This is a genomic window from Pantoea sp. RIT-PI-b (assembly GCF_001187905.1).
Classification (GTDB): Bacteria; Pseudomonadota; Gammaproteobacteria; order Enterobacterales; family Enterobacteriaceae; genus Pantoea; species Pantoea nemavictus.
Window position 1 is genome coordinate 274,847 of the sequence record NZ_LGIS01000030.1, and the last position, 17,142, is coordinate 291,988.

Genomic DNA, 17,142 nt, shown 5'->3' on the forward strand with positions numbered 1-17,142 from the left:
TCATCTTAACGCTTGTTTTTCTTCAGATGCGACATCAAACGCTGACGTTTACGCTGCTGAGTTGGCGTCAGCAGGTTGCGTTTGCCCGCATACGGGTTATCGCCTTCTTTAAACTGAATACGAATCGGCGTACCCATTACGTTGAGTGAACGACGGAAGTAATTCATCAGGTAACGCTTGTACGAATCCGCGAGATCTTTCACCTGGTTACCGTGGATCACCACGATTGGCGGGTTATAACCACCGGCGTGTGCATATTTCAGCTTCACGCGGCGGCCTCGCACTAGTGGCGGCTGATGATCGTCGGCTGCCATGGTCATGATACGCGTCAACATCGCCGTGCCCACACGCTTGGTGGAGCAGTCGTAGGCTTCGGTCACGGATTCGAACAGGTTACCCACGCCGCTGCCGTGCAGTGCTGAAATAAAGTGGATGCGCGCAAAATCGATAAAGCCCAGACGGAAATCCAGCTGCTCTTTGACTTCATCTCGCGCTTCCTGCGTCATGCCATCCCACTTGTTGACCACAATCACCAGTGAGCGCCCACTATTGAGGATGAAGCCCAGCAGCGACAGATCCTGATCGGAAATTCCGGCACGCGCATCAATCACCAGCATCACCACGTTAGCGTCTTCAATCGCTTGCAACGTTTTGATAACGGAGAATTTTTCTACGGTTTCGGTGACTTTACCGCGCTTGCGTACACCCGCCGTATCAATCAGAACATACTCGCGTTCGTCACGTTCCATTGGAATGTAGATGCTATCGCGCGTGGTGCCAGGCATGTCGAAGACCACAACGCGATCTTCGCCAAGAATACGGTTGGTAAGCGTTGACTTACCTACATTAGGGCGGCCAACGATAGCCAGTTTGATCGGCAGTGTGGTTGGGTCGAAATCTTCTTCTTCCTCTTCCTCCAGCGCCTTCTCGCCCTCTTCTTCTAATGCGGCCCAATAGGCGGCATTCTCTTCTTCTTCCGTGAGTTCCGCTTCTGGAATGATTTCGTCCATCCACGGCAGCAATGCGGTTTCCAGCAAGCTGTTAACGCCGCGGCCATGCGAAGCAGCAATCGGGTGAATTTCACCTAAGCCCAGCGCATAGAAATCCAGTACGGCCGCTTCCGGATCGATGCCATCCGTTTTGTTAGCGACAACAAAGGTGGCTTTCTCACGTGCACGCAGATGATTAGCGATTTGCTGATCCGCCGGCATCACGCCCGCGCGCGCATCGACCATAAACAGCACCACATCGGCTTCTTCAATCGCCAGCAGCGACTGCTCCGCCATGCGGTTTTCTACGCCTTCTTCGGTGCCATCAATACCGCCGGTATCAATAACAATGAATTCGCGCCCTTCCACTTCGGCGCGACCATATTTGCGATCGCGAGTCAGTCCAGGAAAATCCGCCACCAGCGCATCACGCGTGCGTGTTAAACGGTTAAATAGCGTAGATTTTCCCACATTGGGACGCCCAACCAGCGCGACCACAGGTACCATAACACTTGCCTCAGTTTTGAAAATAGTTCGCTCGAATGGCGTGATTATAACGACATTTGACGCCAGGCGTCAGGCAGAAGGCGCACAGAATACCATGCCTGACCAAAAACGAAACGGCCCCTGACGAATCAGGAGCCGTGTAAGCGAGCGGAAAACGGATTTCCGCAGAGCCAGTGACTTAACGCGAGATGGCGTAAACTTCTCCGCCTTTCGCCTGGATCAGCAGCTTATCACCGGCAACAACCGGTTCAGTCTGGAAGCCATCGCTATCCAGTTTCTGCTGCGCCACGAAGCGGCCATCAAGCGTATTAATCCAGTGCAGATAACCTTCGCTATCGCCTACCACCAGATAACCGTTGAACAGCACGGGTGAAGTCAGATTGCGGTGCAGCAGATCACTTTGACGCCAGATGGCCACGCCACCGTCAGCATTCAGCGCAATCACACGGTCATCCTGATCGACCAGATAGATACGCCCGGCATCCACCACCATGTCTTTGACGCCACCAATCTCACGTTTCCACAGCACCTGGCCAGAACGCAGATCCAGTGCGGTAAGATTGCCGTTATAGGCCAGCGCATAGACCACACCGTTTACGACCACTGGCGTGGTATCCACATCGCTCAGACGATCGATTTCAGTCGCGCCGCTTGGCTGCGAAATACGCTGCTGCCAGATCAGTTGGCCTTGATTGATGATGACCGCGCTAACACGACCATTGTCGCCGCCGACGATGGCACCACCAAAGGCAACAGTTGGCGCTGATTCACCGCGCAGTGACAGCGCAGGCATATCAAGATTGACGCTCCACTTAATCGCGCCGGTGCTCTGGTCAAGTCCCTGCAACATACCGTTGCTGGTGTGCACCAGAATCAAACCATCGCTGACAACCGGACGCGACAGCGCTTCACCGGCGACTTTAGTCTGCCAGGCAATGCCACCATCGCTGGTGTTCAGCGCAAATACCTGACCACGCTCGCTACCGATGTAAATGCGATCGCCGCTGGCCGTTACGCCACCAGACAGCAGTGCGGAGATATTTTTCGAGAAGAAGCCGGTTTTCTCAGAGAGATCGACTTTCCATTTCTCTTTGCCATTGCTGGCATCTAGCGCTTTAACCACGCCAAAACGATCCGCAGCATACACGGTACCGTCCAGCCAGGCTGGATGCAGGTTGGAATAGAAATCACCCACGCCGTCCCCGACAGAGGTGCTCCACGCGGTCTGCGGCGTAAACTGGTTTTCCACTTTTGGCAGCGGGGCCATTTTCACTACATCTTCTTCGCCGCTGAACAGCGAGCAACCGCTGAGCAGAGTGACTGAAATCAGCCCTGGCAGCAGGTATTTACGTAATTCCATGTGCGCTCTCTTGACTGGCTTAACTTAAGTTATTCATCTTCATCTGCAGCATTTGCTTCAGCGCAGGAGAGGCCTGCGATTCGGCACCTTTGCTCCAGGCATCACGTGCGCCCTGCTTATCGCCTTTGCTCAGCAGTGCTTCTCCGCGAATATCCGCCACAATGGCTGTCCAGCCATCACCTTTAACATTGTTAAGGGTAGAAAGTGCGGCATCGGCCTGACTTTGCTGCAACTGAATGCGTGCCAGACGCAGGTTAATTACTGCCTGCAGGTTGGCATCTTTGGTATCTTTTAGTCCGCTCTGAAGCAGAGCGATAGCTTTATCCAGCTGATTAGCTTCAACATATTGCTTAGCCAGATCCAGCGACGCCAATGCGCCGTAGGTATTGTTGTTTTCGCTAGCGAAAGTGGCCACTGCTTCCAGCGTATCAGGCTTATCGGCCTGCATGGCGCTGGTCAGTTGCTGATACTCAGCGGATGCCGCTTTATCGGTTCCTTCCTGATGGCTGGCCCAGAAACGCCAGCCACCCAGCGCAGCGATACCGATGATTACGCCAACGGCCAGAAATTTACCATTGTTGGTGAAGAACTGACGCAGCGCGTCAACTTGTTCGTTTTCGTTGCTGTAAACTTCCACGCAATCCCTCTCTTTAATATGGCTGTTGCAGTGCTGCGCTTACTGCAGCAGCGTGCGCAACGTCGCAGCGGCGTCGCTCTGAGCCAGCGTCTGTTGATCGCCGGTACGCAAGTCTTTAACCACAACCTGGCCCGCGTTCACTTCATCTTCGCCCAGCACCAGCGCAATGCGTGCGCCCCACTTGTCTGCACGGGCAAACTGCTTCTTGAAGTTACCGCCACCGAAGTTGGTCATCAGCTTCAGTGCGGGATCAGCATCACGCAGTTTTTCCGCCAGTTGCATCGCGGCAGACTGAACGCCCTGCCCCGAAGCGATAACATAGACATCAACAATGCGCGTCGGTTCAAATTCTGGATTAACCGCTTGCACCAGCAACACCAAACGCTCCAGGCCCATAGCAAAACCGACGGCTGGCGTAGCGCGACCACCCAGCTGTTCGACCAGGCCATCATAACGTCCACCGGCACATACGGTACCCTGCGAGCCGAGGCTGCTGGTAACCCACTCAAAAACGGTGCGGTTGTAATAATCGAGGCCGCGCACCAGACGCTGATTCACGCGATATTTGATACCCGCATCGTCCAGCAGCGCGCACAGGCCGCTGAAGTGCGCGCGCGAGTCTTCATCAAGGAATTCACCCAGCGTCGGCGCATCGTTCAGCAGTGTCTGAATCTCAGGATTTTTACTGTCGAGTACGCGCAGCGGATTGGTATACATGCGGCGCTTACAATCTTCGTCCAGCGCTTCTTTATGCTGCTCAAGGAACGCCACCAGCGCGTTACGGTAGTCGGCGCGCGCTTCCAGTGAACCGATAGAGTTCAGTTCCAGCTCAACGTGATCGGCGATGCCCAGCGCTTTCCACCAGCGCGCAGTCATCATGATCAATTCGGCATCAATATCCGGACCCTGCAGGCCAAAAACTTCCGCACCAATCTGATGGAACTGACGATAGCGACCTTTCTGCGGACGCTCGTAGCGGAACATGGGGCCAACGTACCACAGACGCTGCTCCTGGTTATACAACAGACCGTGTTCGATTCCGGCGCGCACGCAACCCGCGGTGCCCTCCGGACGCAACGTCAGGCTTTCGCCATTGCGGTCTTCAAAGGTGTACATCTCTTTCTCAACCACGTCGGTGACTTCACCAATCGCACGGCTGAACAGCGGGGTGTGCTCAACGATCGGCAGACGGATTTCACTGAAACCATAGCTGGCCAGAACCTGCTTCAGAGTGCCTTCAATACGCTGCCAAATTGCGGTATCCGCTGGCAGGTAATCGTTCATTCCGCGAATCGCTTGAATATTCTTCGCCACGTTAGAATCTCTTTAAGACAAAAAAACCTGAGCGGCATCATACCTTATGAGGATGAAACCGCACAGGTTCAATCACAAACTGGTACGCGGCCTGCGCGCACCTTGATTATTTTTCAAGCTGCTGCACGTTGATGCGACGGCTTTCATCCAGCATGGTGGCCTTGGCGCGAATACGCGCTTCCAGCTGATCGATCATGTCGTTGTTATCGAGACGATCGCGCTGACGCACGCCATCTTCATAGAAGCCGCTTTTCTTGGCGCCACCGGTCACACCGAGGGTAGAAACCGTGGCTTCACCCGGACCATTCACCACGCAGCCGATAATCGAAATATCCATGGGCGTGATGATGTCTTCAAGGCGCTCTTCCAGCGCATTGACGGTGCCGATGACATCAAACTCCTGACGCGAGCAGGTCGGGCAGGCAATGAAATTGATGCCACGCGAACGGATGCGCAGGGATTTGAGAATGTCATAGCCCACTTTCACTTCTTCGACCGGATCGGCCGCCAGTGAAATGCGCAGCGTATCGCCAATGCCTTCGGCCAGCAGCAGGCCCAAGCCGATGGCAGATTTCACTGAACCCGCACGTGCGCCACCCGCTTCGGTGATGCCGAGATGCAGCGGCTGATCGATAGCTTTCGCCAGCAGACGATAAGATTCAACGGCGAGGAAGACGTCAGAGGCTTTGACGCTCACTTTGAACTGATCAAAGTTAAGACGATCGAGATGATCCACATGACGCATCGCGGATTCGAGCAGCGCCTGTGGCGTTGGCTCACCGTATTTTTCCTGCAGATCTTTTTCCAGCGAACCGGCATTCACGCCGATGCGGATCGGAATATTGTAATGACGCGCACAATCCACCACCTGGCGGATACGCTCATTATTGCCGATGTTCCCGGGATTGATACGCAGACAATCCACGCCATATTCGGCGACTTTCAGTGCGATGCGATAGTCAAAGTGAATGTCCGCCACCAGCGGCACGTTGACCTGTTGCTTAATCAGTTTGAAGGCTTCAGCCGCATCCATGGTCGGAACGGAAACGCGGACAATATCAACCCCGACGCGCTCAAGCTGGCGAATCTGGTTAACGGTTGCGTCCACGTCAGTGGTGCGGGTGTTGGTCATTGACTGAACGGCGATGGGCGCACCATCGCCAACTGGCACCTTGCCGACGTAAATCCGTGTTGATTTGCGACGGATAATGGGTGCTTCGTTATGCATATTCTCTCTCCACAATTACCCGGAAAGCGCGCTGCGCGTTATTGCGCACCCAGCGTCAGACGGGCAACCTGGTTATTACGGATAAAACGACTTAAATCAACGGGCTGATTCTGATATTGCACGTCAACCGCACTCGGAGCGCCAATTTTCAGACGATACGGAGCCGTACCGGACAAACTCAGCTTGCCGCCGCTACGTTGCAAACCACTGAACAACTTCTTGCCGGTGGCATCGCTCACTTCCAGCCAGCAGTCGGCTTTGAAGTTCATCACGATGGCATTCGGATCGCCAGCCGGTTGGCTGACCGCTGCGTTTGCGGTAGGCATTTGGCCGGCCGGAACACTATTAGCCGGTGCCGGAGACGTGGCCGCTGGCGGCGTGTTGTCAATCGGTGCCTGGCTAGGCGAAACCACGGCATTCTCGCTGCCGTTGGTTTGCGCAGTCGTGCTTGCAGCAGGTGCGCTGCTCGCGGTGTTGCTGCTCTCTGGCGTCGCAACCGCACCCGCACCGTTATCAACCGGCGTACCGGCTGCATTCGTATCCGCATCAGCATTGCTGTCGGTGCTATTGTCACCCAGCGGAATAGACTGACTATTATCGCCGCTGCCGTTTTGATCGGCCATCGACACCAGATCAGCCTGTGATGCCTTATGATTTTGCCACCACCAGGCACCGGTCAAACCGACGACAACGAAGATCACCAACCAGGTGAAAATCATCAGCCAGCCATCGCGTTTTTTACGACGCTTACCCAATGAAAAGCTCTGCATTGGCTCGATTTTGGCCGCGCGCACCGGAGCCTGTTTTGCCATCATCGGCAGCAGGTCATCTTCCGGCACATGCACCAAACGGGCATAAGAACGAATGTAACCGCGCAGGAATGTCGAAGCTAAATCAGCAGGTGATTTGTCCTCTTCAATATCACGTACGGTAGAAACTTTCAGGCACAGGCGCTCAGCGACGTTTTGCTGGGTCAGCCCCATCTGCTCACGGGCCAGACGCAGGCGTTCACCTGTGGAATGTACTGCAGAATTATCTTGAGTGGCTTCAGTATTCATTAGCTAAATAACGCTGGTACTGTATCGATTGTGGAAAACTTCGCGCCAACCGGTCGCCATAACGTGTAACGTCAGCAGCGTTTCCCTGTTGCGCGGCGAAACGTATCTGTAACCATAGGCTCTCTGCCGTTGCGGGCAAACGCTGATGGTACACTTCTAAAAGCAGCGGAACGGATTGCTGTTCCTGCTGTTCAAGCCGCCTTTCCACTTCCCTTAGCAGTTGACTGCCCTGCTCCGGTGCGGCATCCAGCGCGTAACCTAATTGCTCGCGCGCTGCGGCACTCTCATCAGCCTGCAGGTAACAATAGCCCGAAAACAGAAATGCATCCTGACGGGCATCGATTTCCTGCGCCTCAATTGCCAGCTTAAACTGTTGATGCGCTTCGTCATACTGCCTTAAACCGCAGAGAAACGCACCGTAATTGTTAGCGACATAACCATTCAGCGGTGCTAACTGCTGAGCGCGTTGATAGTGCCAGCGTGTTTGCGCGCTATTCTGTTGCGCCTGCGCCACGCGGGCAAGGGCTAACGGCACCCGATAATCATCCGGTGCCGCCTGCTGCGCACGCAACAAATTGCGCTGTGCGGCGGCAAAATCCTTGACTGCAAGATAGTGCAATCCCAGCTGCAAGCGGATATCCGCTGCGCTCTGTCGGGCGGGGTGATTGACACAGCCGGTTACAACTAAGCTGGCCAGAATCGCCGCAGGTATTCCTTTACGCATATCAGTTTCTCCCTAAAAAATGTGCGTAGAGACTGACATGAGTTACGCCCGGTGAATATCACCAGGCGCTGGCTTTCAGAGCGCCTTCACAGAGATGGCTTCACCCGCCATTTTCTTACGCAGCGTACGCTTGGTACGGTCAATCACATCGCCCGCTAACTGACCACATGCGGCGTCAATGTCATCACCGCGCGTTTTACGCACGATAGTGGTGAAACCGTAATCCATCAGTACTTTAGAGAAGCGATCGATACGGCTGTTAGAGCTACGGCCATACGGCGCGCCCGGGAACGGGTTCCAAGGGATCAGGTTAATTTTGCACGGTGTCTCTTTCAGCAGTGCCGCCAGCTCATGTGCGTTGTCGGTGCTGTCATTGACATGATCCAACATCACATACTCAATAGTCACACGGCCCTGATTCGCGTTGGACTTGCCGATATAGCGTTTAACCGCCGCGAGGAACGTCTCGATGTTGTACTTTTTGTTGATCGGCACGATTTCGTCACGAATGGCATCGTTTGGCGCGTGCAGCGAAATCGCCAGCGCTACGTCGATCATATCGCCCAGCTTATCCAGCGCCGGCACCACGCCTGACGTTGACAGCGTAACGCGACGTTTTGACAGACCAAAACCGAAGTCATCCAGCATAATATCCATCGCCGGTACCACGTTGTTCAGGTTGAGCAGCGGTTCGCCCATGCCCATCATCACCACGTTGGTGATGGGACGTTGACCGGTGATTTTCGCCGCGCCGATGATTTTAGCGGCACGCCATACCTGGCCAATAATTTCAGACACGCGCAGGTTGCGGTTAAAGCCCTGCTGCGCCGTCGAACAGAATTTGCACTCCAGCGCACAGCCTACCTGCGAAGAGACGCACAGCGTTGCGCGATCCGCTTCCGGAATGTAGACAGTTTCCACCAGCTGATCGCCTACGCGAATCGCCCATTTAATGGTGCCATCGGTGGAACGCATCTCTTCCGCCACTTCCGGCGCACGGATTTCAGCGCGCTGCATCAGTTTGCCGCGCAGCACTTTATTGATGTCGGTCATCTGCTCAAAATCATCGCAGCAGTAGTGGTACATCCACTTCATGACCTGATCGGCACGGAACGGCTTTTCGCCCATTTCGAGAAAGAATTCGCGCATCTGCTGACGGTTAAGATCCAGCAGGTTAATTTTTTCGTTTTTTGGGGAAACAACCACGGGGGAAGCGGACGACGGCGTCACAATCTGTTCGGACATAATGTTCTCTGGCCTCGTTGTTACACGTTACGGCTCTGGTTAATAGTAGGAAAAAACAGCGCCCTTGCTGAGTCAGACTCAACAAGGGCGCATAATTGTACTACATCTGCTGCATGATGCCAGGGGAACCGTTTCACAGATGTTGAACAGCTGTAAAGACGTGTGTCCGCCTGGCCCTCAATGTACTTAGCGAGTGCGTGGGCAGACTTCGTTTTCTGCGAAGAAGTACGCGATTTCGCGTGCTGCAGATTCAGCTGAGTCAGAACCGTGGGTCGCGTTCTCGGTGAAGCTGTCCGCGTAGTCAGCACGCAGAGTACCTGCCAGCGCGTTGTCTGGGTTAGTTGCACCCATCAGATCGCGGTGACGCTGAACGGCGTTTTCGCCTTCCAATACAGAAACCACAACTGGACCAGAAGTCATGAATTCAACCAGACCATCAAAGAATGGACGACCTTTGTGCTCAGCGTAGAAGCCTTCAGCCTGCTCTTTGGTCAGGTGCAGCATTTTTGCGCCAACTATTTTGAAGCCCGCGCTTTCAAAACGGTTATAGATTGCACCAATCACGTTCTTAGCGACGGCGTTTGGTTTCACGATTGAGAAAGTACGTTCGATTGCCATGTTGACCTCTAGTTAGCATCCTGAAGAATCCGGGAGCCTGCTCCCGGTAAGAAAACGCGCCGATTATAGGGACATCATCGGGCGTTGCCTATTGGCGATTGGTGGAATTATTGAAAATAATTGATTTTTGTCGGGGCAAGCAGGCAAAAAGTATGCCATATCCCTGCACTCAACCGCGGTTAAATCCTACCGAGGACAACTGCCCCGCTTCATCCATTACGACCAGTTGATAGCTGCCGGGTTCATCCAGCACCAGTGCTGCACTCTTTTTCCCGGCATCCTGTTCAAGCGGCTGTCCATTCAAAAACCACCAGCGCTGTTCGCCTTGTCCGCCCTGCACCGCCACCGGCATCACCAACACCACTTTGCCCGGCAGCGGTTGCACACGCTGGCCATTGATCACGCCGGTGATCACCAGCGGCGGCGCATTGCCCTGATTCAGTGGCGGACAGGTGGGATCGATGGACGGCAATCGCTGGGCACGCCGTTCAGCAGGCGCTAGCCAGGGCTCAAGCGGCAGCGGCCACATCAACCGCTCACGGCTCTGCGCATCAGGACAATCGGCCGCCACGCGCAATCCATCACTATTCTGCCAGTATTGCTGGCGCAAGCCATTAACGCTCTCCTGCCCTGGCGCGAGCAGCGTTGGCGGCACGGTTTGATTCAACACCCAACTCTGACGGCGCTGACGGCAATTCTCATCGCCCAATGGCAACGGCTGGCCGCCTGGCCAGCAGATGCTCATGGCGCTGACCGATGGCGGACGCGGATCGCGCACGGCACCGTTCACCGGCATATGCCCCGCCAGCAGATTATTCACCTGATTCATCACCGGCACCGCTGAGGCAAAGCCAAATTGGCCAGCCACCGGCGTCGCATCTGGCCGTCCCACCCACACGCCAATCAGATAGCGCGGAGTGATACCAATCGTCCACGCATCGCGATAGCCGTAGCTGGTGCCGGTTTTCCACGCCAGTGGGGCAACATCCGACACCGCGCCGCTGGCGGGGGGTTGCGCAGCGCCTGCCAGAATACGCCGCACAATCCATGCGGCACCTGGCGACAACAACGGCCTTTCCTGTAACGGCTGTGTCGACAGCCAGCGCAGTTGCGCCGCGTTACCGTGACGGGCAAAGGCGCTATAGGCCGCGACAATGCCATCCAGCCGCGCGCCGGTACCGCCAAGCACCAGCGAGAGATTCGGTTCTGCGCCCGCCGGGAAGCGCAGATTTAATCCCACATTACGCAGACGCGCCGCCAGCGTTTTTGGCCCCAGAGCAGCCAAAAGCTGCACCGCAGGCAGATTAAGCGATCGCTCCAGCGCTTCACTGGCGCTTACCGGGCCGTGGAAGCCTGAATCAAAGTTGCCGGGACGATAGTCGCCAAAGCGGCGCGGCACATCCTGTAATAACGATTCTCCATGAATCAGCCCCTCATCCAGTGCCATACCATAGACGAAAGGTTTCAGTACCGATCCCGGCGATCGCACGCTGGCGATCATATCGACATGACCAAAGCGGCTGTCGTCGTTGAAATCTACCGAACCTACATAGCCGCGCACCTTCATACTTTGGTGATCCACCACCAGCAGCGCCAGCGAAGTGCGAGCAGGTAAGTTGCTTTTTAGCGACGACGCCAGATTCTCCAGTTCGCGCTGGAGCGACAGATCAATTGTGGAGGTGATTTTATTGTCGGGTGATAACGACAATAAGCGCCGGGCGAGCAGCGGCGCACGTTGTGGCATTTGGCGCGGCGGCAGCCAAACGGCTTCCTGTTTAATATCGGCGACATCCTGCGGCGTCCAAACGCCATATTCCGCCAAACGATCCAGCACCTTATTACGCGCCGCTTCGGCGCGTTGCGGCCAGCGATCCGGACGCAAGCGGCTCGGCGCCTGAGGCAGCACCGCCAACAGTGCCGCCTCGCCTTTAGTGAGCTGTGACGGCGGCTTACCCAGCCAGATCCAGCTCGCCGCACCCACGCCCTCAACCGTGCCGCCAAACGGAGCGCGATTGAGGTACAACGTTAGGATGTCTCGTTTGGAGAGATGATATTCCAGCTGTAGCGCACGCCACGTCTGTACCACTTTGCCACGTAAGGTGCGCGGCTGGGGATCGATAAGCCGTGCCACCTGCATGGTCAGCGTACTGCCGCCGGAAACCACGCCGTGATGCAGCACGTTCTGCCCGATAGCGCGCACAATCGCCATTGGATTAATACCGGGATGATGCCAGAACCAGCGATCTTCATAGGTTAGCAGCGCGTCGATGTAGGCTGCCGACACTTCGTCCAGCGACACCGGATAGCGCCACACGCCTTGTCTATCAGCAAAGCGCCACAGCGGCGTGCCATCTTCGGCCACCACCACGCGCGCCGGTTGTACCTCATGCAGCGGTAAAGGTGTCAGTCGATCCAGCAGCCACAGCGCGGCTAGCGATGCCAGTAAAAAAAGCGGTAGCCAGCGCCACCGCTTTAGTCGGTTTCTTAACGGCATCAATACTTAACGCACGTTGATTTTTTCTGGCGTGCTACCAATCGCACGCCACTCAGGCACATACATCGATTCCACCTGCGGTGGTGGCAGGCGATAGCTGCCCGGCGTAACCGCCCGCGCCAGATACAGCAACGTGCCCGGCGTGTAGCCGTCGAGCGCCAGCGCGGCAACAAAACGATCGTCCCGGAATTCGATATGTTTAATATTGGCCTGCTGCATATCCATCATGCTCTCTTTCAACGCATCGGCACTGTCGCCTAAACTGGAGCTGCTGTCGCTGAGGTTCTGGTTCTCCAGCTCAAGGCCAGCAGGCAGCAAGTCCACCACTAGCGCATCACTCACGCGCTCGCTGGCTTCGACTTTCAGCCGCACCACCAGCAACTCGCCACTTTTCAGATTGGCGAGATCGGCAGGCTTACCGTCCAGCGTGAAATATTCACGACCGATCTTCAGCACGTTGCTGATAGGCGACGGTGCGGTGCGGGGATAGCCCACCACATTTAGCGTGCCGTAGAGCGGCGACGCATTGTCGCTTTTCACCGACACGCCTTGTCGCAGCTGATCTTCCGTCATGCCAATGTTAAGCGGCTGATTACTGCTCAGCGGTTCCGCTTTACCCTGCAGTGTCGCCTGCCAGCTTTCGCCTTTGTGCTGCTGCAAGGTGCGGGCGGCGAGGAACAACGCGTTGTTTTCCTGCGTGGAGAACCAGCGCTGGCCATGTACCGCTTTCGCCAGATCGATCAGCAGCGGACCTTGCATATCTGGCAGCAGTTGGTTTTCGCTTAACAGCGACAGAATCAGCGCGCGGTCGCGCACCGGACTACCGTAATCGCCGAGCCAGCTGTTCGGCTTACGTTCCAGGCCAATCCCCTGCGCCAGCGCCAACTGTGCACGCTGCTGATCGCCCATCAACTTCAGCGCTACGCCAAGTTGCACCATCGCCAGGCCAGATTTGGCCTGCTCGCGTTTTTCATACAGCGCACGCAGGGCACCAAGCGGTGCCTGCTGCTGGCGCGCCAGTACTAACCCGGCATAGGCCTGCACGCTGAAACGTAAACCATCGGCATCGCTGCTCCAGCTGGTTTCGATCTGCGCAGGGTCCTGTAGATAGCGCAGCAGACGTTCGTCGGCGCGGGTAATCACGCCATCCGGCACGCTATAACCCGCTTCGCTGGCGCGCAGCAAGAAATCGGTGACGTAAGCGGTCAGCCAAAACTCTTCCTGACTCTCTTTGCTCCACAGGCCAAAGCTCCCGTTGCCGCGCTGCATGCCGGCAAGACGCGCAATGCCGGTATCAATTGACGCACGGCGCGCCTCATCACTGCTGGTTTTGATGCCCATCGCCGTCAGCTGCGCATGGTTGGTGAACACCGATGGCCAAATGCCGCTGGCGGTCTGCTCAAGGCAGCCGTAAGGATAGGCGTAGAGCGAGCTGATAAAGCTGGCGATGTTCAGCGGCGGGCGGTTACTGAGCGACAGCTGTCCGCTCAGCGTATCCTGCTGCAAACCATTAAAGGCACTCGCCAACACCTGCCAGTTTTGGCCGGTTTGCATCACGTTATCGAAGCTCAGCGTTTGTGCCGGATAAGCCGGACGCACGCCAATTTTCCATTTTCGCTCGCTCGGCGCCAGGGTTTCGCCCGGCAAACTCATGCCTGAGACATTCACCTGCACAGCGCCGTCACCAAAACCTCCCTGCGCTTTCACCGGAATGGATAAGGTGCTACGCGCGCCCTTTGCTAATTGCACGCTGGCCGGGATTTGGCCATTCAAGGCAAGCTGACCGCTGGCAGTAACATTGATTTTCAGCGTCTGGGCGCGATCGGTGAGGTTAGTGAGATCCAGCGCCAGCGTAGCTTGATCGCCGCTAGCAAGGAAACGCGGTGTCGCCAGTTCGCTAATAAGCGGTGCAGCAACCACCAGCTTGCGCTCGGCCGATCCGAAGCTGTCGTCGCTCCAAACCTGCGCCATCAAACGCAGTTCACCATTAAAAGCAGGGATTGGCAGCTCCAGCGTGCCGTCGCCATTGGCATCCAGCGTCACAGGCTGCAGCTGTTGTGCCACGATCTGCACATCGGTGACCGGCTTTTTACCGCCGCGCGACAGGGCATCCGCATCGTCGCCGTCACCGCCAAAGCGCAGCGCGGCCAGCTTGCCGCCGCCTTCAATTAACTGACCAAACACATCGTATTGATCGGCGTTATAGCGCTTGCGACCGAAAAACGCCTCCCACGGATTCGGTGTTGAGTAGTCAGTGATGCTAAGTACGCCGCTGTCTACCGCCGACAGCAATACCTGAACCCGCTTCGGCAACTCGCCGCCTTCGCGGCTGGCTTTCACCTTCACTTTCAGGGTCTGTTCTGGGCGGATTTTATCGGGTGCGTCGAGTGTCAACGTGAGTCGACGTGCTTCGGTCGCCATCGGCAGATGCAGCAAGCCCACCGCGCGTTTCGGCGTGACGCCGCTGGCCTTGTCGCCGTCGCGCACCACGATAGCGCTGAGATAGAGATCGTGTCGCTTCCAGCTGTCGCTAATTGGCACATCAATGGTTGCGCCACCTGCCGGAACATCCAGCGGCTGCCACCACAGCGTGCCGCTGCTGGATTCTACCATCAGATAGCCTTTGCCAGCTGCGGGCGACTCTACCTGCACATGTGCAGTGTCGCCCGGTTGATAAGCGGTTTTATCAATTTTCAGCTTGACCTGATCCGGGCGCAGCGCGCCGGTGCCATTGGTGTTGTCCTGCCACCCATATCCCGCCTGGAATCGTACGCTGCTGACGATGTTGTCACCCGCATGCACTTCCAGTCGATAGGTGCCCCACTCCACCGGGAAACTCACTTTCTGGCTGCCACCGGCAGCAATAGTGATGTGCTGTTGCTCTTCCTGCAGATCTTTTTGATCGTAGCGCGACTGCCAGCCTTCGCTGTCAGAAAAGCTCCAGTAATAGTCGCGGCGCTCGTGGATCAGGCGAACATCCAGATCCTGCGCCGCCAATTTTTCACCCTGCGGGTTGGCATATACCACGTCGAATTCAGCAAGGCTGTTTTCCGCGACGGTTGGCTCATCGTGATAACGATCGGTGCGGTAGTCATACACCGATTCACTGTTAAACAGCGGACGAATGCCCGGCAGCGCCGGTGCGGGCCAGATCGCCTGAATGGCGCGACGCGTCACCGGACGTCCACCGGTTTCCAGCAGGCTGGCTTGCAGAATCAGATTGAGCGGCGAATGGCTCTCTTTCCAGCTGCTCTCCACGCTGAGCTGCAACTTACCGCTCTCATCCAGCTTCTCATCGACATCGTCCAGCGTGCGTTTCAGTTCTTCGGTGATGTCACCGAACTGATAACCCGGCAGCGCCGTCACCGCTTCACGCGCGGGGCGCAGGAACAGCTGCCCTTGTAGCTCATTACCTGCGGCAGGTGCGCCGTACAAATAGCGCCCTTCCACATCAAATTGCACCGCGGCATCCGGCGCCACCGGCTGTGCGCTGTTGCTCAGCGCCAGCGCCATACGTTCCGGCAAAAAATCCTCCACGTGGAACGGCCAGCTACGCGGCTGGTTGTCGCCACTGTTAATGCGCAGCGTCCACTCTCCGGTCATGGCAGAAGCCGGCAGCGGGAAGCGTTGTTGATAGACGCCATTTACCGGCTGCCAGACGAAGGTTTGCGCCACTTCACCGTTCGGCTGCACCACTTCGGCTTTTACTGGCTGCGGCGGCAGCGGTTTACCATCGGCATCACGCAGCAGCGCGTTGACGATCACCGTTTCGCCGGGACGATAGAGATCGCGCGGACCAAAGACGAAGAACTGTTTGTCGTAACCTTGCGGACCATCAATCGGAAACTCAGCCAGATCGAGCGCCGGGCGAGTGAGATCGATCAGCGAGGTTTGCCCTTTTTGTGTCGCCAGCAGCAACTTGCCTTTAGCATGCGCGGGTAAGCGCAGATGACCGTTACTGTCGCTGGTGCCACTGGCCAGCTGTTTGCCCTTTTCATCCAGCAGCTGCACGCTGACGTCATCCAGCGGTGCGCCGCTGGCCAGGCTTTGAGCGAACAGCTCCAGCTGTTCAGGGAATTGGTGTAGCGACAGACCGATGTCGCTTAGGGTAAACAGCGTCGCTGGCTGCGTGTAGTTATAAGTCCCAGCCTGTTTCATTACCGCCAGATAGACGCCAGATTGTTTCAGGGCATCCACATCGCCGAGCGGCAACTGCATTTTTTCGCGCGTGTTGCGCGCCGGATTAAGATCAAAACGTCCGCTGTAAACCAGATCGGCATTTTTCAGCAGATCGCGGGATTCCCAGTACGACATATTGTTGCCGTAGTTCCACTGAGCCAGGAAATCGGCCAGTGTGGCACTTTTTACCCGGAAGAAATCGACGTCGACACTGTTTACATTCAGCGCCAGCAGCGGTAAGCCCTGCGTCAGACGTAGCGGCAGCAGCGAGCCGCGACTGGCAAAGCCGACCATCGGCTGGATATCACGCGTGGTCAGCGTTTGGCTAAAAGGCGTGGATAAGGTCGTGCCATCGGCGGCTTTAAGACCGGCATCGACGTTAATCGTCAATTTGCGCGACGGTTCCGGATGACGAAAACGCAACGCTTTACCGTTTTGCGCCAGCTCCCAGCCGCCGTCGAACTTGCCACTTTTCTCGTCAGTAATTTGCACGCGCGAAGCAAAATCCTGTTTGCTATCGAGCGGGGTATTAAAGGTCAGCACCAGCGCAGCAGCACCGTCGAGCTGCAGTTCGGAGAGATCGATAACCGAGAGTGATTGCTGCGTGGCTGCTGCGGCTGTCGTTTCCGCCGCGTGAGTCGTCGACGTTGCGCTGCCCAGTAATACACCCCCGATCAGCGCGCTGAGCAGTAGCCGGTTAAAACATTTTGCCATGGTAAATCCCTCACCAGTCCCAGAAGTTAAGAAAGAGTAATGCTGCGCATTTTCGACAACTTTAGCAATCATGCC

Annotated in this window: 11 protein-coding genes; all 11 read right to left on the minus strand. The window is 56.3% G+C overall.

The genetic code is table 11. From position 1 onward, the window contains the following. Nucleotides 1-5: 5 nt before the first annotated feature. The 11 genes from der to AC790_RS20585 all read right to left on the minus strand — a co-directional run bounded on the left by der (nt 6) and on the right by AC790_RS20585 (nt 17,067). Complete coding sequence (der, locus tag AC790_RS20535; protein ID WP_049852988.1) at nt 6-1,496, minus strand: ribosome biogenesis GTPase Der; 1,491 nt, start codon at nt 1,494-1,496, stop codon at nt 6-8. 178 nt (nt 1,497-1,674) lie between these two features. Then, entirely contained in the window at nt 1,675-2,856 is a 1,182-nt protein-coding gene (gene bamB, locus AC790_RS20540) for an outer membrane protein assembly factor BamB (protein WP_007884884.1), read from the minus strand. A gap of 19 nt (nt 2,857-2,875) precedes the next feature. Then, nucleotides 2,876-3,493, minus strand: a complete 618-nt coding sequence (locus AC790_RS20545; RefSeq protein WP_007884886.1) for a YfgM family protein — start codon at nt 3,491-3,493, stop codon at nt 2,876-2,878. 39 nt (nt 3,494-3,532) lie between these two features. Beyond that, nucleotides 3,533-4,807, minus strand: coding sequence for a histidine--tRNA ligase (gene hisS, locus AC790_RS20550; RefSeq protein ID WP_049852989.1), 1,275 nt, complete (start codon nt 4,805-4,807; stop codon nt 3,533-3,535). A 106-nt stretch (nt 4,808-4,913) separates the two neighbouring features. Then, entirely contained in the window at nt 4,914-6,035 is a 1,122-nt protein-coding gene (ispG, locus tag AC790_RS20555; protein ID WP_007884889.1) for a flavodoxin-dependent (E)-4-hydroxy-3-methylbut-2-enyl-diphosphate synthase, read from the minus strand. Between the two features lie 38 nt (nt 6,036-6,073). Further along, the gene (gene rodZ, locus AC790_RS20560; protein WP_049852990.1) at nt 6,074-7,093 is read right to left on the minus strand and encodes a cytoskeleton protein RodZ; all 1,020 of its coding nucleotides are present in this window, start codon (nt 7,091-7,093) and stop codon (nt 6,074-6,076) included. Then, entirely contained in the window at nt 7,083-7,817 is a 735-nt protein-coding gene (gene pilW, locus AC790_RS20565; protein ID WP_049852991.1) for a type IV pilus biogenesis/stability protein PilW, read from the minus strand. The genes rodZ and pilW overlap by 11 nt, the downstream gene beginning before the upstream one ends. 75 nt (nt 7,818-7,892) lie before the next feature. Then, a complete protein-coding gene (locus AC790_RS20570; RefSeq protein WP_007884898.1) occupies nt 7,893-9,062 on the minus strand; it encodes a bifunctional tRNA (adenosine(37)-C2)-methyltransferase TrmG/ribosomal RNA large subunit methyltransferase RlmN in 1,170 nt (389 codons plus the stop codon). Nucleotides 9,063-9,248: 186 nt separating this feature from the next. After that, nucleotides 9,249-9,680, minus strand: coding sequence for a nucleoside-diphosphate kinase (gene ndk, locus AC790_RS20575; RefSeq protein WP_007884899.1), 432 nt, complete (start codon nt 9,678-9,680; stop codon nt 9,249-9,251). A 169-nt stretch (nt 9,681-9,849) separates the two neighbouring features. Then, complete coding sequence (gene pbpC / locus AC790_RS20580) at nt 9,850-12,174, minus strand: peptidoglycan glycosyltransferase PbpC (RefSeq protein ID WP_082204299.1); 2,325 nt, start codon at nt 12,172-12,174, stop codon at nt 9,850-9,852. 6 nt (nt 12,175-12,180) lie between these two features. Further along, nucleotides 12,181-17,067: an alpha-2-macroglobulin gene (locus tag AC790_RS20585; protein ID WP_049852993.1), complete on the minus strand. Its 4,887-nt coding sequence runs from the start codon at nt 17,065-17,067 to the stop codon at nt 12,181-12,183. Nucleotides 17,068-17,142 lie beyond the last annotated feature (75 nt).

Bases quoted from the DNA above. Each gene is read 5' to 3' on its own strand.
- pbpC (WP_082204299.1), bottom strand. From the start codon at position 12,174: ATGCCGTTAAGAAACCGACTAAAGCGGTGGCGCTGGCTACCGCTTTTT.
- ndk (WP_007884899.1), bottom strand. From the start codon at position 9,680: ATGGCAATCGAACGTACTTTCTCAATCGTGAAACCAAACGCCGTCGCT.
- bamB (WP_007884884.1), bottom strand. From the start codon at position 2,856: ATGGAATTACGTAAATACCTGCTGCCAGGGCTGATTTCAGTCACTCTG.
- der (WP_049852988.1), bottom strand. From the start codon at position 1,496: ATGGTACCTGTGGTCGCGCTGGTTGGGCGTCCCAATGTGGGAAAATCT.
- ispG (WP_007884889.1), bottom strand. From the start codon at position 6,035: ATGCATAACGAAGCACCCATTATCCGTCGCAAATCAACACGGATTTAC.
- rodZ (WP_049852990.1), bottom strand. From the start codon at position 7,093: ATGAATACTGAAGCCACTCAAGATAATTCTGCAGTACATTCCACAGGT.
- pilW (WP_049852991.1), bottom strand. From the start codon at position 7,817: ATGCGTAAAGGAATACCTGCGGCGATTCTGGCCAGCTTAGTTGTAACC.
- AC790_RS20570 (WP_007884898.1), bottom strand. From the start codon at position 9,062: ATGTCCGAACAGATTGTGACGCCGTCGTCCGCTTCCCCCGTGGTTGTT.
- AC790_RS20585 (WP_049852993.1), bottom strand. From the start codon at position 17,067: ATGGCAAAATGTTTTAACCGGCTACTGCTCAGCGCGCTGATCGGGGGT.